This is a genomic window from Viridibacillus sp. NPDC096237 (assembly GCF_050278625.1).
Lineage (GTDB): Bacteria > Bacillota > Bacilli > Bacillales_A > Planococcaceae > Viridibacillus.
The window spans coordinates 89720-106977 of sequence record NZ_JBNNTI010000002.1 but is presented as its reverse complement, the minus strand read 5'-3'; the positions used below and the strand labels follow the sequence as shown (position 1 = coordinate 106977).

The 17258-nt window shown below is 38.7% G+C and carries 16 protein-coding genes; all 16 read left to right on the top strand.

The window, feature by feature from the left end:
* Positions 1-957: an adenosylcobinamide-phosphate synthase CbiB gene (gene cbiB / locus ACQKMD_RS03375; RefSeq protein WP_427749471.1), complete on the top strand. Its 957-nt coding sequence runs from the start codon at positions 1-3 to the stop codon at positions 955-957.
* Positions 944-2038, top strand: coding sequence for a pyridoxal phosphate-dependent aminotransferase (locus tag ACQKMD_RS03370; protein WP_427749469.1), 1095 nt, complete (start codon positions 944-946; stop codon positions 2036-2038). The genes cbiB and ACQKMD_RS03370 overlap by 14 nt, the downstream gene beginning before the upstream one ends.
* Entirely contained in the window at positions 2011-2583 is a 573-nt protein-coding gene (locus ACQKMD_RS03365) for a bifunctional adenosylcobinamide kinase/adenosylcobinamide-phosphate guanylyltransferase (RefSeq protein ID WP_427749467.1), read from the top strand. The genes ACQKMD_RS03370 and ACQKMD_RS03365 overlap by 28 nt, the downstream gene beginning before the upstream one ends.
* Before the next feature lie 26 nt (positions 2584-2609).
* On the top strand, positions 2610-3386 hold the full coding sequence (gene cobS / locus ACQKMD_RS03360) for an adenosylcobinamide-GDP ribazoletransferase (protein WP_427749465.1): 777 nt from the start codon (positions 2610-2612) through the stop codon (positions 3384-3386).
* The gene (locus tag ACQKMD_RS03355) at positions 3359-3958 is read left to right on the top strand and encodes a histidine phosphatase family protein (protein ID WP_427749463.1); all 600 of its coding nucleotides are present in this window, start codon (positions 3359-3361) and stop codon (positions 3956-3958) included. Before cobS ends, ACQKMD_RS03355 begins: the two co-directional genes overlap by 28 nt.
* A complete protein-coding gene (locus ACQKMD_RS03350; protein WP_427749461.1) occupies positions 3910-4311 on the top strand; it encodes a bifunctional adenosylcobinamide kinase/adenosylcobinamide-phosphate guanylyltransferase in 402 nt (133 codons plus the stop codon). The genes ACQKMD_RS03355 and ACQKMD_RS03350 overlap by 49 nt, the downstream gene beginning before the upstream one ends.
* 21 nt (positions 4312-4332) lie before the next feature.
* The gene (locus ACQKMD_RS03345; RefSeq protein ID WP_427749460.1) at positions 4333-4929 is read left to right on the top strand and encodes a cob(I)yrinic acid a,c-diamide adenosyltransferase; all 597 of its coding nucleotides are present in this window, start codon (positions 4333-4335) and stop codon (positions 4927-4929) included.
* Positions 4930-4939: 10 nt separating this feature from the next.
* Positions 4940-5419, top strand: a complete 480-nt coding sequence (locus ACQKMD_RS03340) for an ECF transporter S component (RefSeq protein ID WP_427749458.1) — start codon at positions 4940-4942, stop codon at positions 5417-5419.
* A gap of 3 nt (positions 5420-5422) precedes the next feature.
* The gene (locus ACQKMD_RS03335; protein WP_427749456.1) at positions 5423-6100 is read left to right on the top strand and encodes an alpha-ribazole-5-phosphate synthase; all 678 of its coding nucleotides are present in this window, start codon (positions 5423-5425) and stop codon (positions 6098-6100) included.
* A 364-nt stretch (positions 6101-6464) separates the two neighbouring features.
* Positions 6465-8621 (top strand): (Fe-S)-binding protein, encoded by a 2157-nt coding sequence (locus ACQKMD_RS03330; RefSeq protein WP_427749454.1) that lies wholly within the window; start codon positions 6465-6467, stop codon positions 8619-8621.
* A 183-nt stretch (positions 8622-8804) separates the two neighbouring features.
* Positions 8805-10019: an acetyl-CoA C-acetyltransferase gene (locus ACQKMD_RS03325; protein ID WP_427749452.1), complete on the top strand. Its 1215-nt coding sequence runs from the start codon at positions 8805-8807 to the stop codon at positions 10017-10019.
* Complete coding sequence (locus tag ACQKMD_RS03320; RefSeq protein WP_427749450.1) at positions 10009-10863, top strand: 3-hydroxybutyryl-CoA dehydrogenase; 855 nt, start codon at positions 10009-10011, stop codon at positions 10861-10863. The genes ACQKMD_RS03325 and ACQKMD_RS03320 overlap by 11 nt, the downstream gene beginning before the upstream one ends.
* Before the next feature lie 15 nt (positions 10864-10878).
* Complete coding sequence (locus tag ACQKMD_RS03315) at positions 10879-12015, top strand: acyl-CoA dehydrogenase (protein WP_427749448.1); 1137 nt, start codon at positions 10879-10881, stop codon at positions 12013-12015.
* 34 nt (positions 12016-12049) lie between these two features.
* Positions 12050-13186 carry an acyl-CoA dehydrogenase gene (locus ACQKMD_RS03310; RefSeq protein ID WP_427749447.1) on the top strand — a complete coding sequence of 379 codons (1137 nt, stop codon included), beginning with the start codon at positions 12050-12052 and terminating at the stop codon, positions 13184-13186.
* Positions 13187-13189: 3 nt separating this feature from the next.
* Positions 13190-13822 carry a TetR/AcrR family transcriptional regulator gene (locus ACQKMD_RS03305; RefSeq protein WP_427749445.1) on the top strand — a complete coding sequence of 211 codons (633 nt, stop codon included), beginning with the start codon at positions 13190-13192 and terminating at the stop codon, positions 13820-13822.
* A 150-nt stretch (positions 13823-13972) separates the two neighbouring features.
* A complete protein-coding gene (gene icmF / locus ACQKMD_RS03300) occupies positions 13973-17221 on the top strand; it encodes a fused isobutyryl-CoA mutase/GTPase IcmF (protein WP_427749443.1) in 3249 nt (1082 codons plus the stop codon).
* The last annotated feature ends 37 nt before the right edge of the window (positions 17222-17258 follow it).

Genomic DNA, 17258 nt, shown 5'->3' with positions numbered 1-17258 from the left:
ATGTTAGCACATATTATTGCTTGTACTATTGGAATTACCTTAGATTGGTTAATAGGTGACCCTCCCAAAATGCCACACCCTGTTCGATGGATTGGTAATTTGATTGCTAAACTAACAGAATGTTTAAATAATGGTAAACATCGTAAATCAAAAGGTTTTATTCTTGTCTTAATCGTTGTTGGATTAACAACAGCAGTTACATTCGCGATAATTTATACTGCATATTCTCTCAATATTATTCTAGGTATTTTTGTAGAATCGATATTAATAGCTGTAGGTTTAGCAGGGAAAAGTCTAAAACAAGCAGCACTTGAAGTATACAATCCCCTCGTATCAGGTGAATTACAGGAAGCACGTGTGAAATTATCTTGGATTGTAGGGCGTGATACGGAGCATTTATCCGTACCGGAAGTAACGAGAGGTGTAGTAGAAACAGTATCTGAAAATACGAGTGATGGTGTAACAGCACCTCTCTTTTGGGCGTTTTTATTTGGTGGAACTGGTCTATGGATGTATAAGGCGGTTAATACGCTTGATTCAATGGTCGCTTACAAAAATGAGCGCTTCGCCGATTTTGGATATGTCGCTGCACATACGGATGACGTGTTAAATTATGTGCCAAGTAGAATCACAGGTTTACTGCTTTTACTAGGAACGAAAAATGAAAGTAGAAAACCATTTACGTACCGCATGAAAGGGTGGCTAAGCGATGCGAAGAAACACCCAAGTCCAAATAGTGGCTGGCTCGAGGCGGCTACAGCTCATCAATTAGGTATTCAGCTTGGTGGTGTGAATAGCTATAAAGGGGTTATATCGAATCGTGCGAAAATGGGTGAGGGCCATATGGAACTTGTACCACAGCATATTATACGTTCGATTAAACAGATGCAAGTTGTAACTATATTATTTTGGCTACTGATGGTCATTTTAGGAGGGGTTTTCGTTGTTATTACCTAATCATGGGGCTAATCCATATCGTTTATATACACAACTGGGCATTCAACCGCCTGCTGATATATTAGACTTTAGTGAAAATGTAAATCCATCTGGTGCGCCGGATTTTATCAAAAATGAATGGATCGATTACTTGCAATTATTACAAAGCTACCCGGATCCTGAAGGTGAGCCATTTCTATCTGCTGTTGCTAAATATCACGACATTTCTACAGAAAACATCGTTTTAGGAAATGGTGCGGCAGAAATATTCTCATTACTTGCGACATATTTCCGGGGAAATAATGCAATTATTTTACATCCGACTTTTTCAGAGTATGAAGCGACATTAAAAGAAAATGGTGTAGAAATACAGCGTGCAATTTGTGAAGATCTCGTTAATTGGAAGTTACCATTAGACGAACTTCAACAAACAATGCAAAATGCAGATGTACTATATCTATGTACCCCTAATAATCCAACTGGTGTATTACCTTCAAAAGAAGAGTTACATCAGTTAATTGCATTTGCAAAAGAGTCTAATTGTAGCATTGTTTTAGACGAAGCCTTTATAGATTTTGTTGATGAGCGTGCATCTTTTATACAATCAGTAAAGGGAAATCCGCAGTTGATCATTGTCCGTTCAATGACGAAAATGTACGCAATTGCAGGTATACGCCTTGGCTATATGGTAGCCGCACCTGAGATATCGAGTGCAATACGGAAACTTGCATCTCATTGGCATATTAATGGTATAGCAGCAGAAATAGGAGCACGATGTTTAAGTAAGGAAGAAGATGTTTTCCGTCAACAGGCTTGTGACTATGCTGAAAAAATGCGTACGCGTTTCCAAGCCTTTTTGCGAAGAAATCATTGTGTTGTTACGAACAGTGTCACAAATTATGTGAGCTTTCAATTACCCGATATTGCCCAGTCACAAAATTTCTTTATTTATATGCTTGAGAAAGGCATAGTACTGCGACATACAGAGAATTTTATCGGTATGGAAGGTACATGGTTCCGCGTAGGTATGAAGACACAGAAGGCAATGGATCAATTAGAGGAGGAGATGACGCATTGGTTTCAAGCGAACTCGTCTTTATAACTGGTGGGGTGCGTAGTGGGAAAAGTGCATATGCAGAAAAATGCCTGGAAAATTTAGCGTCAACTATGCCTAAAAAAAGACTTGTTTATGTTGCAACAGGTGTACCGTTTGATGATGAAATGAAGCAAAGAATTACCAGACACCAAAATGATCGAGCTGGACAACAGTGGACGACAATAGAGCAACCAACTGAATTTTCCAAGATTCTCTCTAAAATAACTGAAGGTGACGCGATATTATGGGATTGTGTGACTACATGGTTAACGAACGAATTTTATGACGGTTATGAAACTGGTGTGTGTTGTTTTCAAGTAGAGGGATGTATCGAACGTAAATTTATAGCGATGCAAAATACGGTTCATGCATTACGTGAAAAAAATGTACCGATTGTTGTCGTCTCTAATGAGGTACTAGATGAGCCCATTTCAACTAGTTACGAAGTTAGACTTTATCAACAATGGCTTGGTCGTATTCATCAATGGTTTGTAGCAGAAGCAACTATTGCAATTGAAATGGAATATGGACAAATACATCACTGGAAATAATCCAATTTAGAAAGGGGAATATTCTTTTGCGCACGATTATTCACAGTATTTTACTTGCCTTTCAATTTTTCACCATCGTGCCTGTACAAAAGGAATTACCACTTACAAAGCCGACGATAACGGGGATGTTCTCATTTTTACCATGGTTAGGTGCTTGTATGGGTGCAGTCATAGCTACTGTATTTTATAGTTTGCAAAATTGGACGGATATAAGTCCATTACTAACAGCATTTTTACTTGTTGTTGGATTTATCATTTGTACAGGAGGATTGCATTTAGATGGTTGGGTAGATATGGGAGATGCCTTTTTTTCATATCGTGATACAGAGAAGCGACTTGAAATTTTAGATGATCCTCGGATAGGTGCTTTTGGTGCGATGTCTTTGGTGTTTTTAGTACTAACGAAAATTTTCTTCTTAGCCGAATTGATTGGAAAAGGTGGACTTTCTATAATATGGATCGTGGCTGTACCATTTCTAGCACGGCTGGGAATGTCCTTATATTTTATCCAAACAAAATGTTCAAAAGAAAAAGGACTTGCATACTTTTTTAAAGAAAAATTATATGTACCACAATTTCTTGTTATGACATGTGTATCTATGTTTATTGGGTTACCTCTCATAATTTGGTGGAGTCAGGATATCATCTTATCTCTTATATTATTTGTGATTGTAGTTGTTGCGTCAGGTCTTTATAAAATTTGGACCGTGCGCAATTTTCGTGGAAGCTCAGGTGATTTACTTGGCGGCTTTATAGAAGGAATGGAGGCCATTTTATGGATTACGCTATTACTATTGAGTTAATGCGTCACGCTAAAACTAAAAGTAATGTCGAAAAAAAGTATCTTGGCTGGACGGATGAGCCGATTATTCCTAATCAAAATTTGCCGGTCATAGATGGATTGGCGACAACTGTTTTCGGAAGTGATTTAAAACGTTGTAAGGAAACAGCTGCTTGTTATTTTCCAAATGCTACTTACATTGAAAATAGTGGTTTTCGTGAAAGTCATTTCGGTGATTTTGAATGCAAAACCTATGAACAGTTAAAAGCTTTACAAGCATATCGCAATTGGATTGACAATCCATATGATTTGGCACCACCAAATGGTGAGACATTACCGCAAGTCATGTTTCGTGTGATAGAAGCCATAAAATCTTTGCCAAATGATATGTCGTTTTATAGGATAGTTGCGCATGGAGGTTCAATTAGAGCTTTGCTAATGCAATTCGCACCAGAGGAAAAAACATTTTGGGAATGGCAAGTTTCTCATGATGAGCGATATCTTTTACACTGGTCAACGAAAAAAGAGTTCGAGGAGGGACAGCGATGCACGTTTTTATCGGTGGAGCCTATAATGGTAAAAGGGACTATGTAAGAAACTGGCTAGAAGAGCAGGGGAAAAAAGATATTGCTTGGCTAGAAAGTGAGTTACCAATGTCTGCGCCAGAAGCTTCGACAATTGTTGTCTCAGGTCTTGAAAATGTAGTGGCAGAACATTTAGGTGTAGCTGAGGATACGTTAGCTTCGGAATTATTACAGCGACTGCAAGTGTTAGGTACTGAGAAGGAACTTATTGTTATTGTTACAGAAATGGGTAGAGGCGTTGTCCCAATTGATGCTAATACACGTAAGATCCGTGATGTTTGTGGAAGATTTTATCAGGGGTTATTTAAAATTAGCCCACAAATAACACGTATTTGGTATGGTATAGCTGAAACAATAAAATAATAAAGGAAAGAAGGACGAGAGATGAATTTATACACACGTACAGGTGACAAGGGGAAAACTAGTATTATCGGAGCACGCGTGGACAAAGACAGTCAACGTGTTGAAACATATGGCACAATTGATGAATTAAATTCATTTATCGGTAAGGCAATGACTGAGTTAGACCCTGCGATTTTTAAAGATATATTAGAAGATTTAGAAGCAATGCAAAACGAATTATTCGACTGTGGTGGGGACCTTGCTAATGTTATGAAGGAGCGTCATTACAAAATGACAGATGGACCTATAGAAGTTATGGAAAAACGTATTGATGTATTAATGGATGAACCACCATTACTTGAAAGATTTATTTTACCAGGTGGCTCACCTGCAGCTGCTACCTTACACATTGCACGTACAATTACTCGTCGAGCAGAGCGTCAAATGGTTACTTTACTAAAAGAATCTGAAGAGGGCGATGTACCATTAGTGGTTCAGCGTTATTTAAACCGTTTATCTGATTATTTATTTGCAGCGGCACGCGTAGTAAATGCACGTTTAAATGTACCAGATACTGAATATGTTCGTAGTGCAAAGGTATTTAAAGATGGTGGGCGTTCAAAAAAAGCAAAGGAATGAATGATTAATTATGAAACTTAAAACTTTAACTTTAACATCAATGATTGCAGCTCTATGTGCAGTTGGAGCAATGATTAAAGTGCCTGGCGGTATGGGATCTATGGCACTCGATTCTGCTCCCGCTTTTCTAGGTGCAGTTTTTTTACCACCAGTAGCAGCAGGTACAGCAGCAGCAATTGGTCATCTAATTTCAGCGATGACGGGTGGTTCATTCCTTGGTCCATTGCATATCTTTATTGCTGTAGAAATGTTCATCATATTATGGGGCTTTGCTAAGCTTCATAATGCGGGGAGAAAATATTCAAAATGGATTTTCGCCGTTTTTACTAACGGAATTTTGGCTCCTTTACCATTTTACTGGCTGAATTCACCAGAATTTTTCTTTTCAATAGTGCCATTACTATTAATGACAACGCTGTTAAACGTAGTAATTGCTGCAGTTGTAATGCCCGTGTTATCTCGTGCCTTTCAAAGAAAAGAGGCACATTAAAAAATGAGAAATGCGATGCGATTATCGAATGGCTTTATCGTAACAACTGATAATTCCGGAGCGATTGGAGAAAAAGAGCAAGATGTCGTTCAGGTGCCGGATGATGTAACAAGTTATTATTCCTCTCGTGTAACATTACTAGAGCAATGGGCAGCTGGCGCAGAACCTGAAGCAATAGTTATGCATAATTTCAGTAGTGAAGCGAGCTGGGGACGTTATGTGAAAGGTATTACTTGGCTATTCGATGAGTTAAGTCTACCTGTGCCACCAATCAAAGGCAGTTCAGAAACGAATATGCCTACTTTGCAATCTGGAGTTGCCATTACAATGATAGGAGCTCCGGTTAGACCTTTAGCGGATGTCAATACGCTTCAATGGTTTACATATGGTAAACCGTTAGTTGGGTATGAATTACTGGAGCACCCCGAGTATATTGCCAATTTATTATTAGTGAAAAAAGCAATCGATACAAATTTGATAGGGCGTATTTGGCCAGTCGGATCAAAGGGAATTCTTTCTGAAATTAAAAAATTGCTTGGAGATGTTGCAATCTCGAGCTCATTAGAAGTTAAAAAAACAGCTGGCCCAGCGACAGTAATTTTACTAGGTATTTCTGAAGAACATGTAGAATCGGCAGAACAACATTTTGGACCATTGTTAGAACCTATAGTTTTTAAATGAAAAAAAGACTAACCAATTACTTAAACAGTAATTGGTTAGTCTTTTTTTGTACTTTAATAGAATAAATCGCTAGTGAATTTTATAAAACATTAGTTATTTTGATGAAAATTCTGAATTCGCATGTAAAATATCAGTAAATATGCTAGAATTTTTAATAAACTTTGAGAATTGTGTATAAACAACAAGACAAAGGGGGTTTTGTGTGAAATTATACATAAACTTAAAATTATGAATTCTACGAATTTTGTTGACTGAATGATCATTCATATTTTACAATGGTTACAACATATACATTTCATGGTAATTCACTTAGCGTGTGTTTTAGCGAAATGTAACAATCGTGCATCATAGAGGGGGAAATGTTATGAATCCATTGTTAATTGCAAACTGGATACTATTTTTAGTAGTAGTAGCTTATGGTTTATTTTTATTCAGTTACTTGTTAAAGACGCGCTATAAATTCGTCAAAATGGGGAAACAAGTAGAATTTGACAATGATGTTAAAGCACGTTTACACAAAATTTGGGTGTATGTATTTGGTCAGAAGAAGCTATTAAAAGATAAAAAAAGTGGTGTTATCCACGTTATGTTTTTCTATGGCTTCATACTAGTTCAACTAGGCGCAATTGATTTCATCTGGAAAGGATTAAAACCGGGGTCACACTTACCTTTAGGCCCGGTATATCCGTATTTCACATTCTTGCAGGAGATTGTGTCTTTAGTAATCTTAGTAGCTGTTGTTTGGGCGTTTTACCGTCGCTATATTGAAAAGCTTGTACGCTTAAAGCGTGGTTTTAAATCAGGATTAGTATTAATCTTTATCGGTGGATTGATGGTTACAGTTCTAGCAGGTAATGGTATGGGTATGATTTGGCATGACCACGCTGCATCTTGGTCAGAGCCCATTGCTTCATCTATTGCTACAGTCTTTGGGTTTTTGCCACCTACAGCTGCAGCTGTTGTGTTCTTTGTTATGTGGTGGATCCACTTATTAATTCTTTTAACTTTTTTAGTATATGTACCACAATCAAAACACGCGCATTTAATCGCAGGTCCAGTAAATGTTTACTTCAACCGCTTAGATCATGTTGGTAAGCTAACGCCTATTAACTTTGAAGAGATGGAAGAAGAAGGGGAGGATGGAGAAGAAGAAATTCCATCGTTTGGTGTTGGGAAAATTACAGATTTCACACAACTTCAACTAATTGATTTGTATGCTTGTGTAGAATGTGGCCGCTGTACGAATATGTGTCCAGCAAGTGGTACAGGAAAAATGCTGTCACCAATGGACTTAATTACAAAATTAAGAGACCACTTAACATTTACTGGTGCCGTTGCAACACGTCAACAACCATGGGTACCATCATTTATGTTCAACAAAGCAAAAGGAAATCAGTTAGCTCTTGCAGCTGGAGCAGAGGGGGCTGTAATTGAAGATGTTTATAGTCCATCATTAATTGGAGATGTTATCACTGAAGAAGAAATTTGGGCTTGTACAACTTGCCGTAACTGTGAAGACCAGTGTCCAGTAATGAATGAGCACGTAGATAAAATTATTGACCTTCGTCGTTATTTGACCATGACAGAAGGACGTGTAAATCCAGACGCACAACGCGCAATGACAAACATCGAAAGACAAGGAAATCCGTGGGGGATTAACCGCAAAGAAAAAGAAAACTGGCGCGATGCTCGTCCGGATGTTCATATTCCAACGGTGAAAGAAGTATCAAAAGCCGGTGAGGAGTTCGAGTACTTATTCTGGGTTGGTTCTATGGGATCATTTGATAATCGCTCACAAAAAATTGCATTATCTTTTGCTAAGTTGATGAACGAAGCTGGAGTGAAGTTTGCGATTTTAGGTAACAAAGAAAAGAATTCAGGAGACACACCACGTCGTCTTGGTAATGAATTCTTATTCCAAGAGTTAGCAACAGCTAATATTAGTGAATTTGAAAAAACAGGTATTACTAGATTAGTAACGATTGATCCACATGCATATAATATTTTCAAAAATGAATATAGTGACTTTGGTTGGACGGGTGAAGTATATCACCATACAGAATTACTTTATGACTTGGTAAAACAAGGTCGTCTTAAACCGCAATTCGCAATTGAAGAAACTATTACATTCCATGATTCATGTTACTTAGGCCGTTACAACGATGTTTATGATCCACCACGTGAAATCTTAAAAGCTATTCCAGGTGTTAAGTTAGTTGAGATGGAACGTAATCGTGAAACTGGTATGTGTTGTGGAGCTGGCGGGGGCTTAATGTGGATGGAAGAGCATGTTGGTAATCGCGTGAATGTTGCGAGAACTGAGCAAGCACTTGCAGTTAATCCAACGATGATTTCATCAGGTTGTCCGTACTGTTTAACAATGCTTTCAGATGGTACGAAAGCGAAAGAAGTTGAAGAGCAGGTTGGCACATATGATATTGCTGAATTACTAGAGAAATCAGTGTGTGGCGAATATAAACCACCAGTAGAAGAAGTTGTTGAGGAACCAATTAGCCAATAATTAATTGTGTTGGAATTGGTGATTATGTACAATATTACTAAGTGAAAAAGAGAGTTCTAGACGCTCTCTTTTTTTCTAAAATTTTGTTGAGCGAGCGTTCAGTCGAATAGAATAAATGAGCTCTCGTTTACTTTGAAAAGAATAATGTAAGCGTATGCATAATAAAGACAAGGGGTGTCTGATTTGACAAAAACGGTGATTTTAGGTGGTGCGCGAACAGCTTTTGGGAAATTTGGTGGAGCATTAAGTACTCTTACTGCAAGTGATTTAGGAGGAGTTGCAATTCAAGCGGCCTTGCAAAGAGCAAAAGTCCTACCACAACAAGTAGATGAAGTTATTATGGGAAATGTATTACAAGCAGGGCAAGGTCAAATACCGTCTCGCCAAGCTGCTTCAAAAGCAGGAATTCCATGGTCAGTGAAAACAGAAACGATTAATAAGGTCTGTGCTTCAGGACTACGTAGTGTGACACTAGCTGATCAACTGATTCGTTTAGGGGACGAGGAAGTTATCGTAGCTGGAGGCATGGAGTCAATGTCAAATGCGCCTTACTATTTACCAAAAGGAAGGTTTGGCTTACGCATGGGAGATGCAACTATGATAGATGGCCTGGTATATGATGGATTATCTTGCGCATTCGATCCACAACATGTACATATGGGGACATACGGTGATAGCACGGCAAAAGACTTTTCACTCTCAAGGCTAGAGCAAGATGAGTGGGCGTATCGCAGTCATAGACGCGCTTTAGATTCGATAGACGCTGGCAAATTTGCAGAAGAAATTGTGTCTGTGGCGATTCCTCAGCGCAAAGGAAATCCGATAGAAATAGATACGGATGAAGCGCCAAGAAGAGATACGTCACTACAATCTTTAGCAAAACTTAGAGCTGCATTTACGACTGAAGGTACAATCACAGCAGGGAATGCACCGGGTATTAATGATGGCGCATGTGCTTTAGTTCTTATGAATGAAAAACGTGCTAAAGCAGAAGACCATACACCACTTGCCTATATTTTAGGGCATGCAGAAGTTGGCGTTGAGCCACAGCATTTCCCTCAAACACCAGGCTTAGTCATCAACAAAATTTTAGAAAAGACAGGGAAAACATTACAAGAAATCGATTTATTTGAAATTAATGAAGCATTTGCAGCTGTTGCTCTAGCAAGTAATCAAATTGCAGAGCTAGATGCAGAGAAAGTTAATGTAAATGGTGGAGCTGTAGCATTAGGGCATCCAATTGGGGCATCGGGTGCACGAATTATTCTTACGCTAGCTTATGAACTAAAGCGTCGTGGCGGTGGTATCGGTATTGCAGCTATTTGTTCAGGTGGAGGCCAAGGAGATGCCATTATGATTGAAGTACCAAAAAAGGGGGATTCGAGTAATGAGTATTAAAAAAATAATGGTCATTGGAGCAGGTCAAATGGGCTCTGGTATCGCACAAGTATGTGCACAAGCAGGATTTGACGTCAAACTAAATGATATGAAGGAAGAGTTTTTTGCTAGAGGTTTAAGTACGATTACAAAAAATCTCTCTCGTAATGTTGAAAAAGGGCGCATGACCGAAAGCGAAAAAGCAGCAGTTCTTGCCCGTCTAACAAAATCACTAGACATTAATGATGCCAATGATGTTGATTTAGTCATCGAAGCAGCTGTTGAGAATATGGATATTAAACAATCTATCTTCAAACAACTGGACGCTATTGCACCAGCACATGCCATTTTAGCTTCAAATACTTCATCATTACCGATTACAGAGTTAGCTGCTGTGACTAATCGTCCAGAGCAAGTTATAGGGATGCATTTTATGAATCCTGTACCAGTGATGAAGCTTGTTGAAATTATTCGTGGCTTAGCTACTGCAGATGATGTCTATCAAACAATCGAAGACATGACAAAAAAACTTGAAAAAGTGCCAGTTGAAGTAAATGATTTTCCAGGGTTTGTTGCAAACCGTATTCTAATGCCGATGATTAATGAAGCCATCTATACACTTTACGAAGGTGTAGCGACAAAGGAAGCTATTGACGACGTTATGAAACTGGGTATGAATCATCCAATGGGACCTTTAACATTAGCAGATTTTATCGGTTTAGATACTTGCCTTTATATTATGGAAACTTTATACGAAGGCTTTGGAGACAGCAAGTACCGTCCATGCCCACTATTACGTAAATACGTGAAAGCAGGATGGTTAGGTAAGAAATCAGGACGTGGCTTTTACATCTATGAATCTTAAAAGGGGTGCTCCACTATGGAATTGATGTTCACAGAAGAACAACTAATGATGCGCAAAATGGTACGAGATTTTGCGCAAACAGAAATTGTACCAAAAGTTGAGAGCATGGAAAATGGGGAATTTCCACGCGACATTCTAGCTAAAATGGGAGAGCTAGGGCTAATGGGCATTACAACACCTGAACAGTACGGTGGAGCGAATATGGATTTTATATCCTACATTATAGCTATTAATGAGTTATCAAAAGTGAGTGCGACGATTGGAGTGATTTTATCTGTCCATACGTCGGTCGTGACAAATCTTATACTCTATTTTGGCAATGAAGAGCAAAAACAAAAGTATGTGCCTAAGCTCGCATCAGGTGAATATTTAGGTGCTTTTTGTTTAACAGAACCATCTGCGGGATCAGATGCAGGTTCATTAAAATCTAAAGCAGTAAAAGACGGCAATAATTATATTATTAATGGTTCAAAAGTATTTATTACAAATGGTGGAGAGGCAGATGTATATATTGTTTTTGCATCAACAGATCAATCGCTCGGCTCGAAAGGAATTTCAGCTTTTCTTGTCGAAAAAGGAACCGCAGGTTTAGTAATTGGCAAAGACGAATATAAAATGGGCTTACATGGCTCACGTACAGTTCAACTAAATTTCGACAATATGATTGTCCCTGCTGATAATCTACTTGGCGAAGAAGGAGACGGCTTTAAAATAGCCATGTCGAACTTAGATGTTGGTCGTATCGGTATAGCTTCACAGGCTCTTGGGATTGCAGAAGCTGCTTTAGAAGAGTCAATTGCCTACGCACAACAACGTCATCAATTTGGTAAGCCAATCGCTAGTAATCAAGGAATTGGCTTTAAATTAGCGGATATGGCAACAGCCGTTGAAGCGACTAGACTACTCGTTTACCGTGCAGCAGATTTGCGAACTAAAGGATTAGCTTGTGGCAAGGAAGCATCCATGGCGAAATTGTTCGCTTCTAAAACTGCAGTCGAAGTAACGACAGAGGCAATTCAGGTCTTTGGAGGTTATGGTTATACGATAGACTATCCGGTTGAACGCTTTTTCCGAGATGCCAAAGTAACGGAAATCTACGAGGGAACAAGCGAAATCCAACGACTCGTCATAAGCAAACATTTAAATAAATAGGGATTAAAAAACTTATACAAAGGTGGAAATAGAGATGAACTTTCAATTATCAGAAGAACATGAAATGATTCGTAAAATGGTACGTGATTTCGCTGAAAACGAAGTGGCACCAACAGCCGCAGAACGCGACGAAACAGAAACTTTTGACCGTGCAATCTTCGATAAAATGGCAGAGTTAGGCTTAACGGGTATTCCTTGGCCGGAAGAATATGGCGGGATCGGTTCTGACTACCTAGCATATTGCATTGCAGTTGAAGAGTTATCACGCGTATGTGCTTCGACTGGAGTAACACTTTCTGCACATACATCTCTAGCAGGTTGGCCAATTTATAAATTTGGTAATGAAGAACAAAAACAAAAATACTTACGACCAATGGCTGAGGGTACTAAAATTGGTGGATATGGTTTAACAGAGCCAAGCTCAGGCTCAGATGCTGGTGGTATGAAAACTACTGCAAAATTAGATGGAGATGATTACATCTTAAACGGCTCTAAAATCTTCATTACAAACGGGGGCATTGCTGAAATTTATGTCGTATTTGCTGTTACAGATCCAACAGCTAAGAACGGTACTAGTGCATTCATAGTAGAATCTGATTTTGAAGGCTTCTCGGTTGGTAAAAAAGAAAAGAAACTAGGTATTCGCTCATCACCTACAACTGAAATTATTTTCGATAATTGTCGTGTACCAAAAGCAAACTTGTTAGGTGCGGAGGGCGACGGTTTTAAAATTGCCATGAAGACGTTGGATGGGGGACGTAACGGTATTGCTGCTCAAGCAGTTGGTATTGCACAAGGTGCATTAGATGCATCTGTTGCATACGCAAAAGAGCGCGTTCAATTTGGTAAACCTATCACAGCAAATCAAGGTGTATCTTTTAAATTGGCAGATATGGCTACGTCAATTGAAGCTTCAAGATTATTAACATACCAAGCAGCTTGGTTAGAGTCCAACAATCTTCCATATGGGAAAGCATCAGCTATGGCGAAATTGATGGCTGGAGATACGGCGATGAATGTTACAACTGAAGCTGTGCAAGTATTTGGTGGTTACGGCTATACGAAAGATTATCCAGTTGAACGTTATATGCGTGATGCGAAAATTACACAGATTTACGAAGGAACACAAGAGATTCAGCGCCTTGTGATTTCTCGTATGTTAACGAAATAATATATGGTAAAAAGACTAAATAAGAGACAAGTAGAATCGTCGGTTAAAGACGAAAGTCTGATAGAAAAGCGTCGTAATGAGATGATTCATGGAGCTATTAAACTGTTTAAGCAAAAAGGCTTTCATCGTACGACGACTCGAGAAATCGCTAAGGAAGCTGGCTTTAGTATAGGGACGCTTTATGAATATATTCGAACAAAAGAAGACGTCTTGTATCTAGTTTGTGACGATATTTATCGTGAAGTAAGTTTAAGGTTAGCAAATTTACCGACGGAAGCGGGTACAATAGAAGGTTTAAAGGCGTCCATACGCCAATATTTTTTGCTTATAGATTCTATGTCAGATGAAATTCTAGTCATGTATCAAGAGTCTAAATCTTTACCAAAAGACGCATTACGTTACGTTTTAACAAAGGAACTTGAGATGGTTGGGTTATTTGAAAATCTATTAGTTGGTTGCGTTCAGTCTGGGGAACTGTCTCTATCAGAAAAAGAAATCAATCTCATCTCAAATGATATTGTAGTGCAAGGTCAAACATGGGCATTTAGACGATGGGCTTTCAGAAAGAATTATACAATCGATGATTATATTGATATGCAAACGACTTTTTTCTTAAATGGTATTTTGAAGAAATAATTCTACGCTTTGTGCAAGGGAGGAAAACTCAAACTTTTCATATAGTTTTGGTTTCTATAACCTTGCACAATTTTTGTATCCAATCATTTCCGGGGAATGGAAGAGAAATGATCAACTTAGTTTTCGTTCATAACAAGGGGGAGCTTATATATGGTTCAAGCAGCAGTATATCGTCCAAAAAATCACGTACGATTTGTCACGGCTTCTAGTCTTTTTGATGGCCATGATGCATCGGTTAATATTATGCGCCGTATTTTGCAGTCGAGTGGCGTAGAGGTTATTCATCTCGGGCATAACCGCTCAGTTGAAGAAGTAGTTAATGCGGCCATCCAAGAAGATGCGCAAGGGGTAGCGATTTCTTCTTATCAAGGTGGTCACGTTGAATATTTCAAATACATGCAAGATCTATTTAGGGAAAAAGGCGCTCCGCATATAGGTATTTTCGGTGGTGGTGGTGGTGTAATCCTGCCACGTGAAATCAAAGAACTGCATGAATATGGCATTGCCGGGTTATTTTCGCCTGAAGATGGTCGTGAGCTGGGTTTACAAGGCATGATTAATAAAATGATTGAAAAAAGTGACTTCACAACAATTAAAAAGAATTTAAGTAGTAAGTTAGATACATTATCAACGGAACAACCGGAAGTATTAGCGCAACTTATAACTGCAGCTGAAGAAGCAAAAGATGGTGAGTTAACAGAGTTCCTAGAAAAAGCTCGAAGTTTATCGAAAAACACACCTGTACTCGGTATTACTGGTACGGGTGGTGCAGGAAAAAGTTCATTAACAGATGAGTTGATCCGCCGATTCTTACAAGAGTTTCCTGATAAAAAGGTCGCAATTCTTTCTATTGATCCAACAAAGCAAAAAACGGGTGGGGCATTACTTGGAGACCGTATTCGTATGAATGCTATCTTTAACAATCGCGTTTATATGCGTAGTCTTGCAACACGGGGATCTCACTCTGAGCTTTCAGATGCAATTGCAGACGTTTTAGATGTTGTTAAAGTGGCAGGATATGATTTAATCGTTGTTGAAACGAGCGGTATCGGTCAAGGGGATGCTGCTATTACAAAAATTTCTGATTTGTCCATGTATGTTATGACAAGTGAATTTGGTGCACCGACGCAGTTAGAAAAAATTGATATGATTGACTTTGCTGATCTAATTGTCATTAACAAATTTGAACGTAAAGGGTCAGAAGACGCGCTTCGCCAAGTACAGAAACAATACCAACGTAGTCATGAACTATGGTCAAAAAATCTAGATGAAATGCCGGTATTCGGTACAATTGCTAGCCAGTTTAATGATAAAGGAACGAATTCTTTATTCGCAGAGCTTGTACAGGTTATTAACGGAAAATGTAGTCTTGATTGGGAAACGTCTTACGAGCATTTTGTAAAAACACAAAAGCAAGATGTCATCATTCCGAATGATAGACGATACTACTTACGTGAAATTACAGATGCAATTCGTAATTATCATAAAAAGTCAGAGCAGCAAGTTGAATTTGCCCGTAAGCTATTCCAACTAGAAGGGTCAATTACAACTGTTCAGGAAAAAGCACCAGACGATGTGTTGGTTGCGTCACTAACTTCATTAGCTGAGGACATAAAAAATCAATTAACTGCAGAATCAAAGAATATTTTAGCAAACTGGAAAACGCTTAAGGAAGCGTACGTAGGAGACGAATTTGTTACAAAAGTACGTGATAAAGAAATCCGTACAATTTTAACAACTACTAGCCTTGCAGGTTTAAAAATCCCCAAAGTTGTGTTACCAAAATTCGTAGATTACGGAGAAATATTGCGTTGGGTGTATAGAGAAAATGTACCTGGTTCATTCCCGTATACGGCAGGAGTTTTCCCTTTCAAACGTGAAGGAGAAGACCCGAAACGTCAATTTGCTGGTGAAGGGACACCAGAACGTACAAATAGACGCTTCCATTACTTATCTAAAGACGATGATGCAAAACGCTTATCAACAGCATTTGACTCTGTGACTTTGTATGGTGAAGATCCAGATTACCGCCCAGATATTTATGGTAAAGTCGGTGAATCAGGAGTTAGTATTTGTACGCTAGAAGATATGAAGAAGCTCTATGATGGATTTGATTTATGTGCACCATCAACGTCTGTCTCGATGACAATCAACGGACCTGCGCCAATTATTTTAGCAATGTTCATGAACACAGCTGTTGATCAACAAGTGAAAATTCAAGAAAGCAAAATAGGACGTTGCTTAACAGTTGAAGAATTTACTGACGTTCGTGAAAAGACACTTCAAGTTGTGCGCGGAACAGTACAGGCTGATATTTTAAAAGAGGATCAAGGGCAGAATACTTGTATTTTCTCTACAGAATTCGCCCTACGTATGATGGGGGATATTCAGCAATATTTCATAGATCAAAAAGTACGTAACTATTATTCTGTATCGATCTCTGGCTATCATATTGCTGAAGCTGGTGCCAACCCGATTTCGCAGCTAGCATTTACTTTGGCTAATGGTTTCACTTATGTAGAATACTATTTAAGTCGTGGGATGAATATTGATGATTTTGCACCGAATCTGTCATTCTTCTTCTCAAATGGCTTAGACCCAGAATATACAGTAATCGGTCGTGTAGCTCGCCGTATTTGGTCAATCGTTATGCGGGATAAATACGGTGCAAATGAACGTAGTCAGAAGCTAAAATACCATATTCAAACTTCTGGTCGTAGCTTACACGCACAAGAAATCGACTTTAACGATATTCGTACAACGTTACAAGCATTAATGGCATTGCATGATAACTGCAATTCATTACACACGAATGCATATGACGAAGCGATTACAACGCCAACAGAAGAATCTGTTCGTCGTGCAATGGCAATTCAAATGATCATTACAAAAGAACACGGACTTACAAAAAATGAAAACCCATTGCAAGGTGCATTTATAATTGAAGAACTAACTGACCTTGTAGAAAATGCAGTATTGGAAGAATTCGATCGTATTAATGATAGAGGTGGAGTTCTTGGAGCGATGGAAACCCAATATCAACGTGGCAAGATTCAAGAAGAATCGATGTACTATGAAATGTTGAAACACTCAGGTGAACTACCAATAATCGGTGTTAACACATACTTGAATCCAAATCCTCCTTCATCAGAAGCAATCGACAGTATGGAAATTGCCAGAGCATCACAAGATGAAAAAGAAACACAAATTCAAAATCTAAAAAAATTCCACGAACAACATGCAAAGGAAGTCGAAGCAGCTATTCAAAAACTAAAAGAAGTAGCTGTAACAGGAGGTAACATCTTTGCAGAGCTAATGGAAACAGTAAAATATGCAAGTCTAGGCCAAATCACCAACGCCCTATACCAAGTAGGAGGACAATACAGACGGAATATGTAACTAAAATCTGAAGCGGCCCGTTTAGCCCCGACAAGCA

Bases quoted from the DNA above. Each gene is read 5' to 3' on its own strand.
- cbiB (WP_427749471.1), top strand. From the start codon at position 1: ATGTTAGCACATATTATTGCTTGTACTATTGGAATTACCTTAGATTGG.
- ACQKMD_RS03355 (WP_427749463.1), top strand. From the start codon at position 3,359: ATGGATTACGCTATTACTATTGAGTTAATGCGTCACGCTAAAACTAAA.
- ACQKMD_RS03350 (WP_427749461.1), top strand. From the start codon at position 3,910: ATGCACGTTTTTATCGGTGGAGCCTATAATGGTAAAAGGGACTATGTA.
- ACQKMD_RS03345 (WP_427749460.1), top strand. From the start codon at position 4,333: ATGAATTTATACACACGTACAGGTGACAAGGGGAAAACTAGTATTATC.
- ACQKMD_RS03340 (WP_427749458.1), top strand. From the start codon at position 4,940: ATGAAACTTAAAACTTTAACTTTAACATCAATGATTGCAGCTCTATGT.
- ACQKMD_RS03335 (WP_427749456.1), top strand. From the start codon at position 5,423: ATGAGAAATGCGATGCGATTATCGAATGGCTTTATCGTAACAACTGAT.
- ACQKMD_RS03330 (WP_427749454.1), top strand. From the start codon at position 6,465: ATGAATCCATTGTTAATTGCAAACTGGATACTATTTTTAGTAGTAGTA.
- ACQKMD_RS03320 (WP_427749450.1), top strand. From the start codon at position 10,009: ATGAGTATTAAAAAAATAATGGTCATTGGAGCAGGTCAAATGGGCTCT.
- ACQKMD_RS03315 (WP_427749448.1), top strand. From the start codon at position 10,879: ATGGAATTGATGTTCACAGAAGAACAACTAATGATGCGCAAAATGGTA.
- ACQKMD_RS03310 (WP_427749447.1), top strand. From the start codon at position 12,050: ATGAACTTTCAATTATCAGAAGAACATGAAATGATTCGTAAAATGGTA.
- ACQKMD_RS03305 (WP_427749445.1), top strand. From the start codon at position 13,190: ATGGTAAAAAGACTAAATAAGAGACAAGTAGAATCGTCGGTTAAAGAC.
- icmF (WP_427749443.1), top strand. From the start codon at position 13,973: ATGGTTCAAGCAGCAGTATATCGTCCAAAAAATCACGTACGATTTGTC.